Source organism: Bradyrhizobium septentrionale (assembly GCF_011516645.4).
In the GTDB taxonomy this organism is placed as follows: domain Bacteria; phylum Pseudomonadota; class Alphaproteobacteria; order Rhizobiales; family Xanthobacteraceae; genus Bradyrhizobium; species Bradyrhizobium septentrionale.
On sequence record NZ_CP088285.1, the window covers coordinates 4,570,211 to 4,586,034 of the forward strand.

Here is a 15,824-nt window from a genome sequence, read left to right on the forward strand (position 1 = left end):
CCGCTTTAGAGAAGTACGTTCACGGGTAAGTGCGGGGGCGCTCGATGAGGGAATTTGCGGGATTGATCGCCTTTTGTTTGGTGACCTTAGCTTCAGCATTTGACGGCGCGCAGGCGGAGAATTCGTCGAGTGCGGAGGCTCGCTTGAGAGAGAAGAACATCACGCTGCCGGTTGAGGCCGCTCCGGTCGGTAGCTACGTCAACGCGGTACAAGTTGGAAATCTCTTGTTCATGGCGGGCAGTGTTCCAGGCGGTTTGAAGGGTAAGCTCGGACGGGATCTGACTGTCGAACAAGGTTATGAAGCCGCGCGGCAGGCCGGCTTGATCATGCTGGCAAAAGTGCGCGCGGCGCTGAGCAGCCTCGATCGGGTGAAGCGCGTGGTCAAAGTGGTCGGTATGGTGAACTCGGCCGACGACTTCGGTGACCAAGCCAAGGTGGTCAATGGATATTCCGACCTAATGGTCGAGGTGTTCGGCGAGTCGGTTGGTAAGCATGCTCGCTCCTCGTTGGGCGTGGCGGCGCTTCCGCGCCAAGCCCCGGTCGAAGTCGAAATGATCCTTGAGGTAGAGTAGCTTTGTCGGCGGTCGCGATCTCGTTACACAATGCGCTTGGCTAAAGGAGATGCAGCGCGAGGGTTGAAGATATCCGCTCTGCCGACGTGACGTCTTTGTCGGTTCTTATGGCAGAATAAAGCGCTGACGCACGCATCACGCGCATCAAAGGACCCTGTCGTCGGTTAAGAAGCCGATTTGAGTGGTGTGCGGTGGCTGGTGACTGAGAAGAAGGCAGCCAGGAAGAGGTACCAAAGAGCCCTTAGCCAGGCGAGGATGCGGCGGAAGTTGTAACCGACGGCGGAGAGGATGACGTTGGCGGCATCGCCGGCGCGGCCTTTGAGGTAGCAGCGGCCGAGGTGTCCGTCAGCCTTCAAATGGCCGATCACGGGCTCGATAGCGGAGCGGCGCCGCAGCTGGCGCTTGATAGTGCCGAAGACGCCGCGCTTCTGGCCGGAGATGAAGACGCGGCGCGGGTTCTGTGCGTCATGGCCGCGGTATCCCTTGTCGACAAAGGCGCACTCGATCGCGCAGCCGGTGAGTGTCTCGGTTCGGTCGATGACGTCCCGCAGGGTGTGACCGTCGTAAGGGTTATCGGGCAGCGCCTTGGCGTGCAGCACGAACTGGCCGCCGGGAGCAGGCCGGTTGTTGGTGACGATGGAAGCCTTCACGCCGAACTCGTAAGGCGCGCTGGCCTTGCCCTTGCCGATGCACTCCACCTCGGGGGCATGGAAGGAATACAGCTTCCAGCCGCGCTGGCGCTGCTGCTGCGAGCGAATCTGCGTGGCCCGGCTCAACGGGAGTGCGAACGCCTCTTCGAGCGCATCCTGGCCTTCGATCTTGCGGCGGATGTCGCGGATGATCCGGCCCAGGCGGCTGCGCAGGATGCGCAACTGCCGCTGGTGCCGCTTGAACTGTTTGGCATGGGCGTAGCGTCCCGCCATCATCGCGGTGGCCTTGGCGATCCGAGAATAGGATTGCCGCAGCCGCACTCCGTGCTTCCTCGCTAGGCGGTTGAGCCCCTGGATCGCCGCATGCAGCAGCTTGGCATCGGTCGGAAAGGTGATGGCCTTCGGCTGCACCGTGGTGTCGACCGTGACCCGCTCAAGGTCCTTGCCGCGTAACGCGCCGACGTCGTGCGCCACCCGCAGGCTCTCGGCCAATAGCAGTTCCAGTCTGTCGCCGAGCCGCTTGCGCCAATGGCTCAGGTCCGAGCGCTCGTGCGGGAATGCGTGCTGGAAGAACTCTTCGCCAGTGAAGTACTGGAAATACGGGTCGTGGACCCAGCGTTCGCATACCCCCTCATCGGACAGCCCGTAAATGTGCTTGAGCAACAACAGCCCGATCACGAAGCGGGTCTCAATCCCCGGCCGGCCGTTCTCGCTGTAGAGCGGCGCGATCTCGCCGTCGATCCAGTCCCAATCGATCTTGCCGGTGAGCCGGACCAGCTCGTGCTTCAGATTGATGATCTGGTCGAGCCGCGCCCGGAAAAAATCGTTCGCTCCCGTCGTTTTGTGCTTCTTCGGCCGCATCGTGCCCTCCGATGCGGACAGGGAATCATGCTTCGCCCGTCGAGGGAATCTCGAAAACGAAATTGCAAGCTTCCGATGCACAAAACACCAAAACCTTGCAATCTCAGAACGTCATTCCAGCCAAATTACGATTCCAGATCAGTCGCCTGGAAGCTTCTTAACGGGCGACGACCCTGCGTTTAGCGTGGTCGGGAATCTGTGCAGCAAGCACGAGGCCAATATCATAAGGGCGTACAGGCCTTGCGGTTGGCGGACCAGGAGGTTACCATGAAACAACTCGCTACAATCATTCTAACGACATCAGCTCTGCTGTGTCTCGCTGTTGTTGTACCGATCAGCGATGCGTTCGCCCAACAGACACAGCGTGCATCCTACAAAGTGGGCGCGGAAAATACCAAATACACACAACAGCAGTTTCTCGACGTCGGCGACGTTGCTGGCCATCAGGTGCGATTTTGAAATTCATCGTATCTTTTCGACTAACGCCCCTGTCGTCAATGGATTGAAGATCAAGGAAACGTGGACGCGTTGCGTTTCCGATTACGTCGACAATAATGGCACTGCCAGCATATACCCAGCATATACAATGTCTATGTTGTCGAAAATGGCGACAAGTTCTTTACCCGCGGGACAGTGCTTGCTCATAGCGCCGGGCTGGGAAAGCTTAGCAACACGACTGTCGCCTACATCACGGAAGGTACGGGAACGCTAGCTAGCATTCGGGGAATTGCGCGAACAACCGGCCACGCCGATCCCAAAGTAGGTGTAAATGAGACACAAGTCGAGATCGAATATTCGATCGGCAAGTAGTTGCGGATTTCATTTCTCCGCAGGACTCATCGAAGCGCGTTTGCGTGAGTTTCCAATTCAGCGAATCTCGGAACGTCAGCTCAGGAGCACGAGCACTGTTCGCGCGACAAGGTTTTTTCGTGTGTCTCCAGCCGACCGGAGATCCACGATTGGGTCACGAATTAGGCTTCTCGCCCGCCGTTGTCAAAACGAACTCTGCCGGCCGGCCGCGCGCAGCATCTCGTTCTGGGCGGTGGCGTAAAGCGTCCGCCACGATTCCCTCAGCTCGGGGGTGAAAGAAGGGCCGAATTTGCAATCAAAGCTCCACATCAACGCCTCGCCCATTGCGACGAAGTGCGATGGCTGAACGCCAAGTCTGGCGTGCTTGTGACCTGAAAGCGTGATCAGCGATTGGAACATCGGTCTTTCGTCGAGCGAGGCGACCAGCGCGGTGATCATATCCAGCACCTTCATCCGCTGCTGCTCGATATCGCCGCCGAATATATCTCTTGCATCAGGAGCTAGTTCAACGAACCTGTTGTAGCACAGGTCAGCGAGGTCGCGACGGATCGGCCACATCGCGTCAAACGATAACCTGATAAGGTCGACCTGCTCGGGCGTCATTGGTTCAGACGAGCAGGCTCGTAAAGAATGGTTTTGTGATCTCAGCGACTGACGGCTCCTTTCGTGAGAAGTGACGACGGAGATAAATTGGTGTTTGCAGTTCCAGCAGCGCCAAAGATCCTGAACTTCGTTTGCATTGACGCGCTCATGCCACTCGCGGGTGACTAACCCAGAACCACAGCGAAGGCATTCCTTGTGATGTGGCATTGAGATTGGTGTCATGTAGAACCTCGTTTCGTATGCACAAGCGACGCATACGGTAGAAAGGCGATAAGTTGTAAGCCATCACTTGCGCTTCCTTGAGCAGCTGTGCTGGATCAGATCTCCGTTTCAAGGCTCGTGCCGATAAGCGAGCATACTGTGACCGACAGCATGCTGGAGACCGGTCAAAGAGGGAGCGCCGGAGCGGGTCACAGTGTCTTGAGGTATTCAAGCAACGCCTTTTGTCTTGGTCGCTTAAACTGGTCCCGTACTCGTGTCCGCATCGGCTATTGCCAGAATTGATATTACTACAATCCGTGACGGACAGAGTTTCGCTCAGCGGCTCCTGGGTGGCAGCAAGACCAACGTTTTCAATGTCGTATTTCCGTCCAACGCTAAACTGCGATTTGCGCTCCCCTGATGGCTTGAGCAATTCCGCCAGGGTAGGGACCGAGCCGTTATGAAGATAAGGTGCGGCGGCCCAAATACCCTGCAGAACACGAGCCTCGTAGGCGCCCCACGGAGGGAGCCGACTCCGAGATGCTCTTTCTGCTCCCTGCCGCTTGGCCTTTTTGATTGCTTCGGAGGTGCTGGCAGTATCGAAAGCCGTTAGCAAATCCTGCAGCGTTGGTGGTAGTCGCACCAGCCCCAGAGAATCCGGTGTGTCCGACGATCCCGGGTCTGGCGCCGCTGCCACCCGTGCGTTAGTGGAAGGCGCGGCGCCGGCCAACAGGTGTTCTGCGATCGAACCAATGACCGAGCTCGCAAGAATGTTAAGGACCTCATCGTTCTCCTTGAGTGGGACGGTCGCGAAGGGATGTACGCTCCCTTCAGCACGCCCGTCTTCGCTTTCCAGGCGAGGACGTCGTATTCTCGTGTATCGGTACCAACGTTCTGGACCGTAGTCCTCCATGTTTTGATGAATGGAATGCGTTGCTCTCCGTCTTCAATCCCGTGGCATTCGCGACATCCCCCTTCAGCGGAATCCCTTTCAAAAATAGCCTTGCCTCGTGGGGCTAAAGCAGCGTCAATCTTCCAGGGCCATTTCGGAGGGCCGATTCGCTTCACCAAGTTTTCAAGCTCGCTCAGGCCGTCGAAATTGGCGGAGTTATTGTCGAGGAAATTGATGATCGCGCCCTGACGCTTCGGCTCGAACGTAGCGAATACCCCCAGAACCTCGCCAACTGTCGACGAAGATCCGCAACATCGGCCGCATCCGGCGTTGCGGACCGCAGAACAGCTGCAGCAAACGGAGCGAACGAGCTGTCGCTGGCGATCACGTCGCCGACTGCCTTGTCCAGATCGCCAAGCAGTGCGTAGAAGTCTACAAACCCCGGACCGCCATCCACCCGATACACCTTGCCGTCAACTTCGATCTGGCGCGAGTGACATGCCGAGCAGGTCATTCCGACGACCTGGAAGTCTTGAGGGCCAGAAGCGTGAAAGCCGACGGGAAGGTTGGCCGTGTTTGCAGGATTCCGTAGATACCCGTACCGTGACAAGCCATCCGCGAGGAACGGCTGTCCGTTCGTTTGCTTCAGGGCCTGCATCCAAGATAACGAAATCGAACGCGAACCCTGATCGCGCGAATAGAAATCCGCTCTCGCTGCCGCGGTCCAATCCATGCTGATTCCGCAACGAGCGCGGTACGGTACGATCGATCATCGCACCGGATCTTTGTGTGTAGGGCGTCGACAATTCATCAGCATCAGCCTCATCGCCCAGGGGCCAGTCCTCTTGCGCCGCCATTCCCCAGATCGTACGTGCGGGGACATAGGGACATAGGGGCGGGCGGCGCAAGCGCATCTGCACCTTCGATCGCAACGAATTTTCGTCGCAGGTCGTGTTACGTCGCCCAAGGCCCCGCATCCCCTGACCGATCGGGTTGGATCAACGTAACCGGCATGAGGCCCCCACCTCGCCATCGTGAGGCTCGGCTGCGATACAGCCTGGCATGAGCTGATCGGTGGAGGTGCAACGATGGCAAATACCATGCTTCATGCCAGGCAGGAAGGTGATTCCTATCGTCGGGTCGAGGTGATCACCGGACAGCGGCGGCGATGCACGGGCGAAGAGAAGGCCCGGATCGTAGCGGAGAGCTTCGAGGAGGGGGCGAACATCTCCGAGGTGGCGCGGTGCAATGGCGTTGCCCGCGGGCTGCTCACGGTGTGGCGACACCAAGCTCTCCGGGGTAATCGAGATCGAGATGAAATCCAGCTTCGTGCACCGCGTCCTGAATGCGATCACGTCGTGTACCTGGAGCCGGCTGTTCAGGTCGCCTTCGTCAAGTTCATTGAGCGTATCGTGGAGGGCCGCAAATGACCGAGCGGCTGGCACGTTGATTGCGGAGGCGCAGCGGCTCACTGCGCTGAAGCGCGAGAAAATCGAGTTGGTCGTCGCCGCGACGGCCCGCAGCAGTGAAGCCATCGACCTCGATGCTATCGACCACATGCACGACAACCCAGTGACGGACGACGACTGCGAAGTGATCGCGTTTGATCGCCATCGTCTTGCGCAACGTCTTCCGCTGCGGATGCCGAACCTGGGAGCCGTGATCCTGCCCTTCGTCCCGGATCAGCGTGGGGTCACCTCGATCCAGTACTCGATCCTCTGCGCCGGGATCGCGCTCGCCATCGTCTCCTCGCTCGGCGGCACGCTGGGCGCGGCGTTTCAAAGCATCTCGGCATACCTCGGGGGGGGGGGGAGATGGAGAGCAAAGAGATCATTCGACAGACGGCGACCGAGTTCATTGAGGCGGTTCGTGCCGGCCTCGTTCAATACATCGAAGAGCACATAGGAGCGTCAATTGATGGCCGGTTCTTGGTGAATACGAGGCGACGATATCCGGTGCTCCCGTCCGTGTCGTTTCGGCTTGAGGAGGACAGGGGCATGTCCGTCCCGCCAGAACGCCAAGCGCTACTAGCTGAGGTCTGGACCATTCTCTCAGCCGCCCGCGATCTCGGAGATATCGTTACGCACTTGGTTGCGCGCCGCATTGTGGACACTCACTTGAATGACCGTCAGCCCCGCATCACGTCGGATATCGAAGTGATTATGATGTACTTCCGTTGAGCACATCAAGCTATTGAAGATTTACGGGGCCGGCCACTGCGCCGGCTTTCGTTTTGGTCGATCTCTTCGCTTTCGTTTCTGGTCCGATCACTTGTGCCTTCTCTGTCGGTCCGGACGTACAGCCGCCATGCTGTGCAAGCCGTATTAACGACAGATACGGCCGCGTCTGCGATGAGAATGCTATAGCTTCGAGAAGCTGGGTTGATGTTCATGTGCGCCTCTCCTCATCGGCAGACGAATAGCAGCCTCGAAGGCCGGTATAAATGTGGTCTGTCCATTGCACCAGCCTCCAGCGATCGTGAGCGCTGGCCTAGGAAGTGACTTTCCGTTTTCGAGGCCGTCTGGGCGGCGGCCTAGTCTGTTCGAGCTTCGCGATCGCGGCAAGCACGACAGCTGTTGCGACCGTCCCTTGGGACCACTGTGTGAGTGCCTCAATGGCGTTCTTCAACGCCTCTTCACGGGTCATAGCATGATCTCCACGCCGCGCCGCTAGGCCGATGCTACGGAAAGACGCGCGAGCGGCTGGAGGAGCCGCTCGCGCTAGTTAAGGCTGCGCGGACTTGGCCATCTCATGGGGGGTGTGCGAAAGTATGAGAAGCCAAGTCCAAACGTCTCTCAGCAACTCGCGTGCCAGACAGTCACGATCCAAGAGAGGCGAAAAGCTGCGCAGCCTCTCCACGCGTCATGATCGACACGAAGCGCGGCGCTAGGGCGATCAATGAAAAGCGTGCGGACGGCGGAAGGAGCCGCCCGCACAAGTTGCTGGTGGAGACTTGGCCGTCTCACGAGGGTCATCAATATGCAACCAAGCCATACAGGGCTCAGCAACTCGCGTGCCTGACGGTCACGCTGCAGAGACGCAAAACGGCTTGCTTTCACACCTCGTGCAGACTGACTACCTGCACTGTGGTGGCAGCTTCCGGACGTACATGTCATGAACCGGACGCGACTGAACGAGATCAGACGTGCGCCTTAGTGGCGTCTGGGGCGCGGGATGATTGGATCAACCTCGTCATCGTGTATAGCTATCAGCTCGCCGGGCTCCACGCCGAGCCTTTGCAACTGCTCCTTTTCGATCGGGCAGTTTAGCATTGCGGCCTTTGCGCCGCAGTCTTTCAGGGTCAGCTTCACGGCTTCCGCCAGATCGGTGACTGCAACCGCGTAAGTTACATGCCTGAAGTCTTCGTCGTCGTCGCGGTCTTTCTTGAAGATGGCGACAGTCACTATCCAACCATCCTCCTTGCTGCACCTCGGGAGCAGCCCTCGCCATGTGAGATCGGCTCGGACCGATGATCCTGCAAATTCGGAGCCATCGGGCATGCATGCCGTCAACCGAGCGCGGCTGCACGCAAACAAGAAACATACCTAGACTAGCCTCAACGGCTCGCGGGAGGCAGGTAACGAGGCATCATGCGCATTGCGCACTCATTAAGCTGTGCGTGAAACGCGTCGGCGGTGTCGCTGTTTCCGAAAAATATTCGACGGCGGTCACGGCCAAGAGCTTCGATACAAAATTCGCGCGCTTTGTGGATGGCTCCACGTTCCGCGTCAGTTAGTGCGTTTTGGGCATTCACAGACGAATCGGTCAGGAGGAGGAGCCGCGGCGGCGATCAACGGTCGTTTCATATCGGAGGCTCAACAAAGGCGCAGGCGAGATTGGTCCGGAATACTAATCGAGCCATCCCTCGTTGTCGAATTCGGCCGGTCTTGATTAATCCGTATCATCCCGGGAACCTCTTCCACACGAGCCGGGAGTTGCGATAGGCTCATAGCCTCAAGAGGAGGCGACTGGGAGTGCCGAGCGAGAAGCGGGTCAGTGTTGAAGAGCGGCCGGCAATCCTCCCGCGCCTTCGTTCCATACAGGCGTGACGCAGGGCGCGTTTCCAGCGTCTCCTAGCTGATCCTGACATCGCTCAGAATGATCCGGGGCGGTTCAAGTCCATCAAGGCGGCGCAGCACTACACGGCCGTCGCGATGCGCGCGGAAGCCATCCTGCGCAGGCTGATCGAGAGTTAAAGCGTGTCCGCCCGTTGTCGGCCTCGGCACGATGTGAGAGCTTATTTTGGGGATGAAACCGGGGTGCTTCGCGATCACATCATCATCAGCGAGATGCGAGCATAATCAATGGCCGTGACAAACGAACAGATAAAGTCTGTTGCCGTGCTCGGGACCAAAGGTATTGAGTTGCAGCTATCGCTGGCGGACAAGACAGTGCAGGAAGTTTTCTATCAAATCTGGCCATTCGCTTATTGCTACGGAGTTTTCGAGGCGCTCACCGGTCATTATCGCATGCATACAGTCGAGACATACTTGCTCATCACGGTCGGCTTCGAGGAGTTGTTGAGCGAAAAGGATGGTCGGAAGCAACGTACGCATACGACGAGGACCGCGTGATGGACGCATGCGCGCGGGTACGGCGAGCTCTATGATGGCGTTTGCGTGAAGGTCAGGCGGCCTGCTGATCGGCGGGCTTGTCGGCTTGGCGCAGGAGCTTCCATTCCCAGGGCAGCAATTCGTGCAGACGCGATGCGGGAAGATCGGCGATACGGGCGAGGACGTCGGCGAGCCAGGCTTTCGGATCGACGTCGTTGAGACGACAGGTCGTGATCATCGTCAGCATGATGGCGGCACGGTCGGCACCACGCTGGCTGCCGGCGAAGGTCCAGTTGCGCCTTCCCAAGGCGATGCCTCTCAATGCGCGCTCAGCACAATTGTTGGTCAAGCAGATCCTGCCATCGTCGAGGAAGCGGGCGAAGTCGTCCCAGCGCCTGAGCATGTAATTCATAGGCTTCAGGACCTCGGAGGAGCGAGAGAGGGTTTCGCGCTCACGCAGCAACCAGGCGTGCATGTCCCCGAGGAGCGGCTTGCTCTTTTCCTGGCGCACGGCGCGCCGCTCTTCGGCGCCGCAGCCGTTAATGGCGCGCTCGATCTCGAACAACACATCCAGGCGCCTGACCGCCTCCAGCGCGATCGGAGAGACCGGTTTACCTCTCTTGCCTTCCCGGGCATTCTTCTCGATGTCAGCCAGCTCGAAGAAGCCCCGCCGCGCATGGGCGAAGCAAAACGCCGGCGTAATCGGCAGCACCTTCTTCTGCGGGTCGAACAGCGGCTCGAAGCCGTTGTAGCAATCGGCTTGCAGGATGCCGGCGAAGGCGGCCAGATGCTTCTGCGGATGCTCGCCTCGTCGGTCGCTCGAGGCGTAATAGACCGCCGCCGGCGGCGCAGGCCCGGCAAAGGGCCGGTCATCCCGCACATAAGTCCAGATCCGCCCGGTCGTGCACTTGCCCTTCGCCAGGATACGGATGGTGGTGTCATCGCCATGAAGGCGCTCAGCAGCGAGCACATGGCGTTCGATCAAGTGGAAGAGTGGCATGACGGCGAAGGTCCCGTGGCCGACCTGGTCGGCCAGCGTCGACAGCGGCAAATCGATCCTCTCGGCCTTAAAGCGCGCACTCTGGCGGTTGAGCGGGATATGCATGCCGAACTTGTCGAACAGGATCGTCGCCAGCAATTGTGGGCCGATGAAGCCGCGCGGCGTGGCATGGAACGGCGCAGGCGGCTGGCTGATCTTCTCGCAATCGCGGCAGGTGAACTTCTCGCGCACTGTCTCGATGACCTTGAAGCGACGCGGGATCTCCTCCAGCGTCTTGGTCACATCCTCGCCGACCTTCGCCAGCCGCGATCCGCCGCAGCAGGCGCAGCTCGTCGGAGCGTCAATGACGACGCGCTCGTGTTCGATGTCGTCCGGCCAAGGCTTGCGCACCGGCCGCTTGCGCGTGAAGGGGCGGACGTTCTGCGTCTTCGCCGCTGCGGCCTGCGCCGCAAGCTCATCCTCGCTCGCCGTGGCGACGAGGTCTTCGAGCTCCAGTTCCAACTGCTCGAGCAGCCGCGCCGTGCGCTCGGAGCGCTGCCCGTACAGTTCGCGTTTGAGCTTCTCGATCCGCAGCTCGAGATGCGCGACCAGCGCCTCGTTGTTCGACAGCTCCGCCTGCGCGCTGGCAGCCATCGCCTCAGCTCGCAGCCGCGCCTCACGCTCGGCCTGCAGCGCCGCCAGGGCACTGACAAGGTCCGATGGAAGATCGTCCGGCTTTGATATCACGAAGCCATTGAATCAGATCAAGCAGCAGATTCAAACCTGCAAAACGACTAACCGACCCGCGTCGGACGCTGGGTTTCTTGAGGGTTGCGCCAATCGATCCCGGACAACAGATAGCTCAATTGCGCCGGAGAGATCGTTACCGATTCACCGGCAACCGATGGCCAGATGAACCTTCCTCTCTCGAGTCTTTTGGTAAACAAGCATGCTCCCTGGCCATCGTGCCAGATCATCTTCACAAGATCGCTGCGGCGACCGCGGAAGACGAACAGATGACCGCTGAGCGGGTCTTTGCGCAACACCTCCTGCACTTGGAGTGCCAACGACGGAAAGCCTCTGCGCATATCCGTGTAGCCTGTCGCGAGCCACACTCGCGCGCCTGTCGGAACCGGGATCATCGGCGCACCAGGGCATCGAGAACTCGCCGCAGCGCGTCTCCATCAACGTCACCGTCGACCCGGATGCGGTGTCCGCTACCGAGATCAATCTCGATGATGCCCTGGCTCCTCCGTCGACGCGCCGGCGCCGTCGTCAATGGCGCTTCGGCCACATCCCGCGGCGGCACAGACGGCCCAATCTCGACCGGCACCAACGGCGCTACACTCGTTTCACCGTGCTTGCAAAGCTCTTTGCGCCACCTGAACAGCTGGCTCACATGAAGGCCGGCCATGCGAGCCACCTCGGAAACAGTGGCTCCGGGCTCGAACGATGCTGCAACTAGCCGTTCCTTCTCATCCTGTGACCACCGACGCCGCCGCTCGACCGATGTGATCACCTCTGCCCGCGAAATCGTCATAGCGCTTCTCCTAGGATTACCCCTAGGACCTGCAGCGCTCGCGTCCGTCAAACAAGGCGGCCCTCAATGGAGGGATACGAAGCAACTTGAAAAGGCTACTCAACTTCAGACGAATACGCTTTTCGTGGAAGGTGGAGCGCACGGCTTTGACGACTTCTCACAATGGGTGACGTCAAAAGACTACCGACCTCTATCGCGGATGAACTTCTTTGCTTTCGGCAAACCCACGATGAAATAGGTTGTGACTTTAGCGTTGGGGATGAATTTGGCGGCACGCATGCGGACTTCATCCATCGATCTGTATTTCGGCTCCGCTAGAAGCGCGTCTAGATACTCATCCGCATAGATTTCGTTCTCGATTCTGAACGAGCCAACCGACATCGGTCAATGCCTCGCGGAGGAGCTGCGATACGGTCGTAGATTACCATAGACCAACCTGCGAGACGGTAGGCCGTTTCGAACTCTCCTTTGTCAGCGGCTCGAAGCGTTGCCCGCCCCACAAGAAATCCGGCACTGAGGCTAGAGCGCACGGCCTCCATGCTGTGCATTAAGCATACGCGCCTACCGCGAGAGGACTGCGAGCGCGAATTGAAGTTACCGCTAGCTGCACTGGGCCAGCCGCTCCGCAACAGATGCTTGTAGCCTTGATTAGCCATCCATCGGGCGCGGGCGAGATGCGTCTCATAGGCCCGGCGGGCGCGCTCCGGCTCGTGTGTGGGATCGATGCGCGACACTCCGCGACCTCGTGCCAGTCAGCGCCCTCTGCATCCGCGTCGAGCAGGCGCATATAGGTGACGGCGTGCTCCCGGTCGTAAGGGGGCAGGGTCTGATCGGTCGGGGCCGTAGCGAGTGGCTTTTGCATTTCCGTATTTCTCCCAAGGCCGGCGTAAGGTTGCGTGAGAACTTGGCGCGAATTGCGGCGCTGAGCGTGTCGCGCTCCCGTAGCCCGGAGGGCGACGGGCTCAGGCCCGGGCAGCCGGCGAGTTTTCCGGTTCTTGGTCCACCGTCAAGACAGTTGCGATCGCCGTCACTACTGCCTCGGCAGCGCCGACGATCATACGGCTCGCGATGATGTGATAGATGTCGTTAAGCCAGACCGGCGCCGATTCCGCGATCGCGTCGCTATCAAAGCACTCTTGCGTCCAACGCGCTTGACCAAAACGCCTACGAATGGCGACAGGATCGCGATGATCACCGCCGACCCGGCAAGCACCGTCGGAACCAATATTTGCGCTTCCGGGTTCTGCGCAAGATCTTTCATCATAAACGGCAGGACTTGCGATACAGAACCACTCCAAAAATCGTCATCCATGGGGCAGATGTCAAAATCCATCCCTGCAGCGACCTCGCCTGTCTTGTCATACATTTCCCCCTCTCGTGACATACTTGTTGTGGGCCGAAGTGAGTACGGAGTTTGCGTTCGGTCCACGGACGTGGCCCTGCCACCGCGGAATCGACGTCCGTCCCTTCCCAGCTGACTTCGCCTGCTTCCGATCAGACGGGCGTAGCCAGAAACGCGTAGCCTTCACGAAGAAGGCCCATCGAATGGTCCCGGCCATGCTCCGGTTTGCGCTCTTCCCGGCAAATGGCGTATGCGATGTCGTATACGCGACTGACCCTTTGCTCGCGCCGACGGCAATAGGTCACGAGCGAAGTCTCCAAGTCGTTGTTGCGATCCAGTTCCTGGGCAAGAACCAGTGCATCCTCGATTGCCATACCGCCGCCGGATGTCATTTGCGGCGTCAACGAATGGGCCGCGTCGCCCAATAGCACGACACGGCCACGGTGCCAGGGGGCTGGCATCATCAAGACATCAAATGGGCGGTAACTTATGTGCCTGTCTTCGCCGATCACCTTGGCAGCCGCGACCAGTTCGGGCGCCGTAAAGGGGGCGAGCAGTTTACGGAGATAGTCGCACACCTGATCTTGCGGAATACGAAGCTTTTCGTCCGTGCGTTCCAAGAAGAACAGATAGCACAGTTCCTTCGATAGCGGCAGCGCGCCAACTACCCGGCCCGTCGGAAGGCGATATAGGACGAAGCCATTCATCGCCTCGGTGCGAAAAATCGTATAACGCCATACGCCTTGACCGGCGTAGTGCGGCTTGAACTCTTCGCCGAAGATGCTCTGGCGGATGTTGGAATAGGCACCATCCGCAGCGATCAGCAGGTCGGCGCGGTCCGTCTCGCCGTTCGATAGCTGAACCGTCACCCCTCCATCGTCCTGATCAATTCGGGTGACCGTTGTGTTGAAATCAATCTTCGCGCCGCCCTTCGTCGCAAAGTCTTCCAGGATCTGTCCCAGACGTGGCCGCATGATTCCCAGTGCGCCAGGACGATCGGCGTCCCAAATTCTTGGGGTGGACTGTTCGCTCAGAATCGTTCCTGCGCCATCGCGCACCGACACGATGTCCCAACCAAGGCCACCTTCAAGACACGCATCCACCAATCCCAGTTCGGCGAGTGCCCGCAAGGCGTTCCCCAGCAGCGTAATACCGGTGCCGATCCGGTCACGCTTGTCTCCCATTTCAATGACTCTGGTGGATACGCCGATCTGTTGAAGCGCATGGGCCACCGTCAAGCCGCCAATTCCGCCACCCACGATGAAAACCGTCTTCACCGCGCCCATGTTTCCTCCTCTCCTTGTTGGCATTTTATTATCTTGGCGATCACACTTCGCGGGCGTCAACAACTCGGGTGCCAAAGAGGAGAGGAGCAAGCGACTCGCTTCTTCACAACGCGCCAGCTAACTGCTCGTGGAGCTTCCGGACATGCATGTTTCCAATCCGACGCTGTTGAATGAAAAATCAGACGTTGGCTAATGATGCCGAGGCCGTGAGGTGATTGGATCAATGTCATCGTCGTGAACCACGGCCAGTTCGCCAGCTTCCAAGCCGAGACTTTGCAACATTCCAGCTTCGAGCGGACGGTTAAGCATTGCGCCCTTTGCGACGCTATCTCTCATGGCCAGCTTTGCGGCTTTGCTCGGGTTTGCGACTGCGACCGCGTAAGTTATGTGCCTGTACCCGTCGTCGTCGTCATCGCCGTCTTCCTTGATGGCGACCGTCACTAACCAACCGTCCATCCTGCCGCTCCGTGAGGCATTGGCCTACGAGCTAACGAGCCTCTGCCAGAGCCATCGAACATCCGTGACACGGGGCTAGCCGCGAGGTCGGGGCCGCGTGCGCCAGTCCGTTGATCAGGTCTCTTGCTTTCGAGACGTATCCGGTGACGACCTAGCAGGCTGTTGAAGAACTCAGCCGCGTTCGCAAACGAAGGCTGAATCGTCGCCATTGTGCATGTAGAAGTGACCGACGAGCCTGCCCGCGGTGCCGATCATAGCCCATCGGCGACCGCAGGCGGGGTCATTCTCGTCGTGCCCTTCCCATGAGAACTCCGCGCGGGCCGAACCGTCTCGCGCGCCGTAGCGGACACCGCGCCCGATTGCCGGTAGACCGCGAACTATCGCTCCTTGCCGAGTCATCGTGTTCCCTGATCAAACTTAATGGAGCTGGCGGGGCCAGATCAGCCAATCATGCGTGTCGTCCCATAGGGAACAAATCCCGCCTTTCACCATGCCGAGATCATCCAGTTGCTGTAGACTGAGTTCAGAATTCGCCAAGGCCACCCCGCCGAGACCGGCATCCAATGAGAATCGGGCGGCGCCGACATCCAGTGAAGCCTTGATGGCTTCGGTGGCGTTAGCCACCGCGACCGCATACGTTACGTGCCGAAGTTGGCCGCTTTCTATGTAGCCAATTGAAACCATCCAACCTGCTGCCATGTGTGCAATCCGATATGGAGACTGCCCCAGCTTACTCTGCGCCACTAAGCGCAAAGCGCACCTACCAATAGTGGGAGGTTGGAAGGGCCGGCTCCCTTAGGCTCGCAACCTCAAGAGGAGTGGCAGATTTGACGAGCGAGAAGCGGATCAGCGTCGAACGGCCGGCGATCCTGACGCGTCTCCGTCGAGTGCAGGCGTGGCGCAGGCACGGTTCCAGCGGATGCTAGACTAGCCGATCCCACATCGCCAGAATGATCCCGCGCGACACAAGTCCATCAAAGCCGCGCAGCACTACTTAGCCGTCTCGACGCGCGCCAAAATCATTCTGATGGGGCTGACAGAACGCTAGGCATATGGCTCCGTGGGCCGGACCCGCTTGC

The 15,824-nt window shown here is 59.3% G+C and carries 17 protein-coding genes and 1 pseudogene; 5 read left to right on the top strand and 13 right to left on the bottom strand.

The features are described from left to right. Positions 1 to 44: 44 nt before the first annotated feature. Complete coding sequence (locus tag HAP48_RS23580) at positions 45 to 572, top strand: RidA family protein (RefSeq protein ID WP_029085234.1); 528 nt, start codon at positions 45 to 47, stop codon at positions 570 to 572. A gap of 164 nt (positions 573 to 736) precedes the next feature. Here the strand turns inward: HAP48_RS23580 and HAP48_RS23585 are convergent, their stop codons facing one another. Continuing rightward, the gene (locus HAP48_RS23585; protein WP_165127233.1) at positions 737 to 2,083 is read right to left on the bottom strand and encodes an IS5 family transposase; all 1,347 of its coding nucleotides are present in this window, start codon (positions 2,081 to 2,083) and stop codon (positions 737 to 739) included. Between the two features lie 267 nt (positions 2,084 to 2,350). Here HAP48_RS23585 and HAP48_RS23590 point away from each other — a divergent pair, with 267 nt between their 5' ends. Continuing rightward, positions 2,351 to 2,542: a hypothetical protein gene (locus HAP48_RS23590; protein WP_156929149.1), complete on the top strand. Its 192-nt coding sequence runs from the start codon at positions 2,351 to 2,353 to the stop codon at positions 2,540 to 2,542. A 534-nt stretch (positions 2,543 to 3,076) separates the two neighbouring features. On the opposite strand, the gene HAP48_RS23595 is transcribed toward HAP48_RS23590, so the two are convergent. The 3 genes from HAP48_RS23595 to HAP48_RS23600 all read right to left on the bottom strand — a co-directional run bounded on the left by HAP48_RS23595 (position 3,077) and on the right by HAP48_RS23600 (position 5,322). Further along, positions 3,077 to 3,496 carry a globin domain-containing protein gene (locus HAP48_RS23595; RefSeq protein WP_029085235.1) on the bottom strand — a complete coding sequence of 140 codons (420 nt, stop codon included), beginning with the start codon at positions 3,494 to 3,496 and terminating at the stop codon, positions 3,077 to 3,079. 145 nt (positions 3,497 to 3,641) lie between these two features. Continuing rightward, a complete protein-coding gene (locus tag HAP48_RS50485; RefSeq protein WP_338028992.1) occupies positions 3,642 to 4,610 on the bottom strand; it encodes a c-type cytochrome in 969 nt (322 codons plus the stop codon). Between the two features lie 172 nt (positions 4,611 to 4,782). Continuing rightward, on the bottom strand, positions 4,783 to 5,322 hold the full coding sequence (locus HAP48_RS23600) for a hypothetical protein (RefSeq protein ID WP_156929127.1): 540 nt from the start codon (positions 5,320 to 5,322) through the stop codon (positions 4,783 to 4,785). Positions 5,323 to 5,677: 355 nt separating this feature from the next. Here HAP48_RS23600 and HAP48_RS50085 point away from each other — a divergent pair, with 355 nt between their 5' ends. Both HAP48_RS50085 and HAP48_RS23610 read left to right on the top strand, forming a co-directional pair. Further along, positions 5,678 to 6,019 (top strand): transposase, encoded by a 342-nt coding sequence (locus HAP48_RS50085; RefSeq protein ID WP_371261266.1) that lies wholly within the window; start codon positions 5,678 to 5,680, stop codon positions 6,017 to 6,019. Between the two features lie 16 nt (positions 6,020 to 6,035). Then, the gene (locus HAP48_RS23610) at positions 6,036 to 6,494 is read left to right on the top strand and encodes a Flp family type IVb pilin (RefSeq protein WP_176399230.1); all 459 of its coding nucleotides are present in this window, start codon (positions 6,036 to 6,038) and stop codon (positions 6,492 to 6,494) included. Positions 6,495 to 7,741: 1,247 nt separating this feature from the next. On the opposite strand, the gene HAP48_RS23615 is transcribed toward HAP48_RS23610, so the two are convergent. Continuing rightward, positions 7,742 to 7,993 carry a hypothetical protein gene (locus tag HAP48_RS23615; RefSeq protein WP_224496559.1) on the bottom strand — a complete coding sequence of 84 codons (252 nt, stop codon included), beginning with the start codon at positions 7,991 to 7,993 and terminating at the stop codon, positions 7,742 to 7,744. A gap of 900 nt (positions 7,994 to 8,893) precedes the next feature. Here HAP48_RS23615 and HAP48_RS23620 point away from each other — a divergent pair. Then, positions 8,894 to 9,163: a hypothetical protein gene (locus tag HAP48_RS23620; RefSeq protein WP_166209510.1), complete on the top strand. Its 270-nt coding sequence runs from the start codon at positions 8,894 to 8,896 to the stop codon at positions 9,161 to 9,163. Positions 9,164 to 9,215: 52 nt separating this feature from the next. On the opposite strand, the gene tnpC is transcribed toward HAP48_RS23620, so the two are convergent. From tnpC to HAP48_RS23660, 8 genes and pseudogenes are all read right to left on the bottom strand, one after another. Further along, positions 9,216 to 10,868, bottom strand: coding sequence for an IS66 family transposase (gene tnpC, locus HAP48_RS23625; RefSeq protein ID WP_166207527.1), 1,653 nt, complete (start codon positions 10,866 to 10,868; stop codon positions 9,216 to 9,218). 47 nt (positions 10,869 to 10,915) lie between these two features. Next, a complete protein-coding gene (gene tnpB / locus HAP48_RS23630) occupies positions 10,916 to 11,263 on the bottom strand; it encodes an IS66 family insertion sequence element accessory protein TnpB (RefSeq protein ID WP_165124204.1) in 348 nt (115 codons plus the stop codon). Continuing rightward, the gene (gene tnpA / locus HAP48_RS50090; protein WP_166205105.1) at positions 11,260 to 11,661 is read right to left on the bottom strand and encodes an IS66-like element accessory protein TnpA; all 402 of its coding nucleotides are present in this window, start codon (positions 11,659 to 11,661) and stop codon (positions 11,260 to 11,262) included. Before tnpA ends, tnpB begins: the two co-directional genes overlap by 4 nt. Before the next feature lie 617 nt (positions 11,662 to 12,278). Further along, positions 12,279 to 12,523 (bottom strand): annotated as a pseudogene (locus HAP48_RS23640) (DNA -binding domain-containing protein); the annotation flags it as partial. A 192-nt stretch (positions 12,524 to 12,715) separates the two neighbouring features. Continuing rightward, a complete protein-coding gene (locus HAP48_RS23645; protein WP_029085131.1) occupies positions 12,716 to 13,027 on the bottom strand; it encodes a hypothetical protein in 312 nt (103 codons plus the stop codon). A gap of 128 nt (positions 13,028 to 13,155) precedes the next feature. After that, positions 13,156 to 14,289, bottom strand: a complete 1,134-nt coding sequence (locus HAP48_RS23650; protein WP_166209507.1) for an FAD-dependent oxidoreductase — start codon at positions 14,287 to 14,289, stop codon at positions 13,156 to 13,158. A gap of 189 nt (positions 14,290 to 14,478) precedes the next feature. Further along, entirely contained in the window at positions 14,479 to 14,745 is a 267-nt protein-coding gene (locus HAP48_RS23655; protein WP_063619010.1) for a hypothetical protein, read from the bottom strand. Between the two features lie 417 nt (positions 14,746 to 15,162). Next, complete coding sequence (locus tag HAP48_RS23660; RefSeq protein ID WP_156929153.1) at positions 15,163 to 15,444, bottom strand: hypothetical protein; 282 nt, start codon at positions 15,442 to 15,444, stop codon at positions 15,163 to 15,165. Positions 15,445 to 15,824 lie beyond the last annotated feature (380 nt).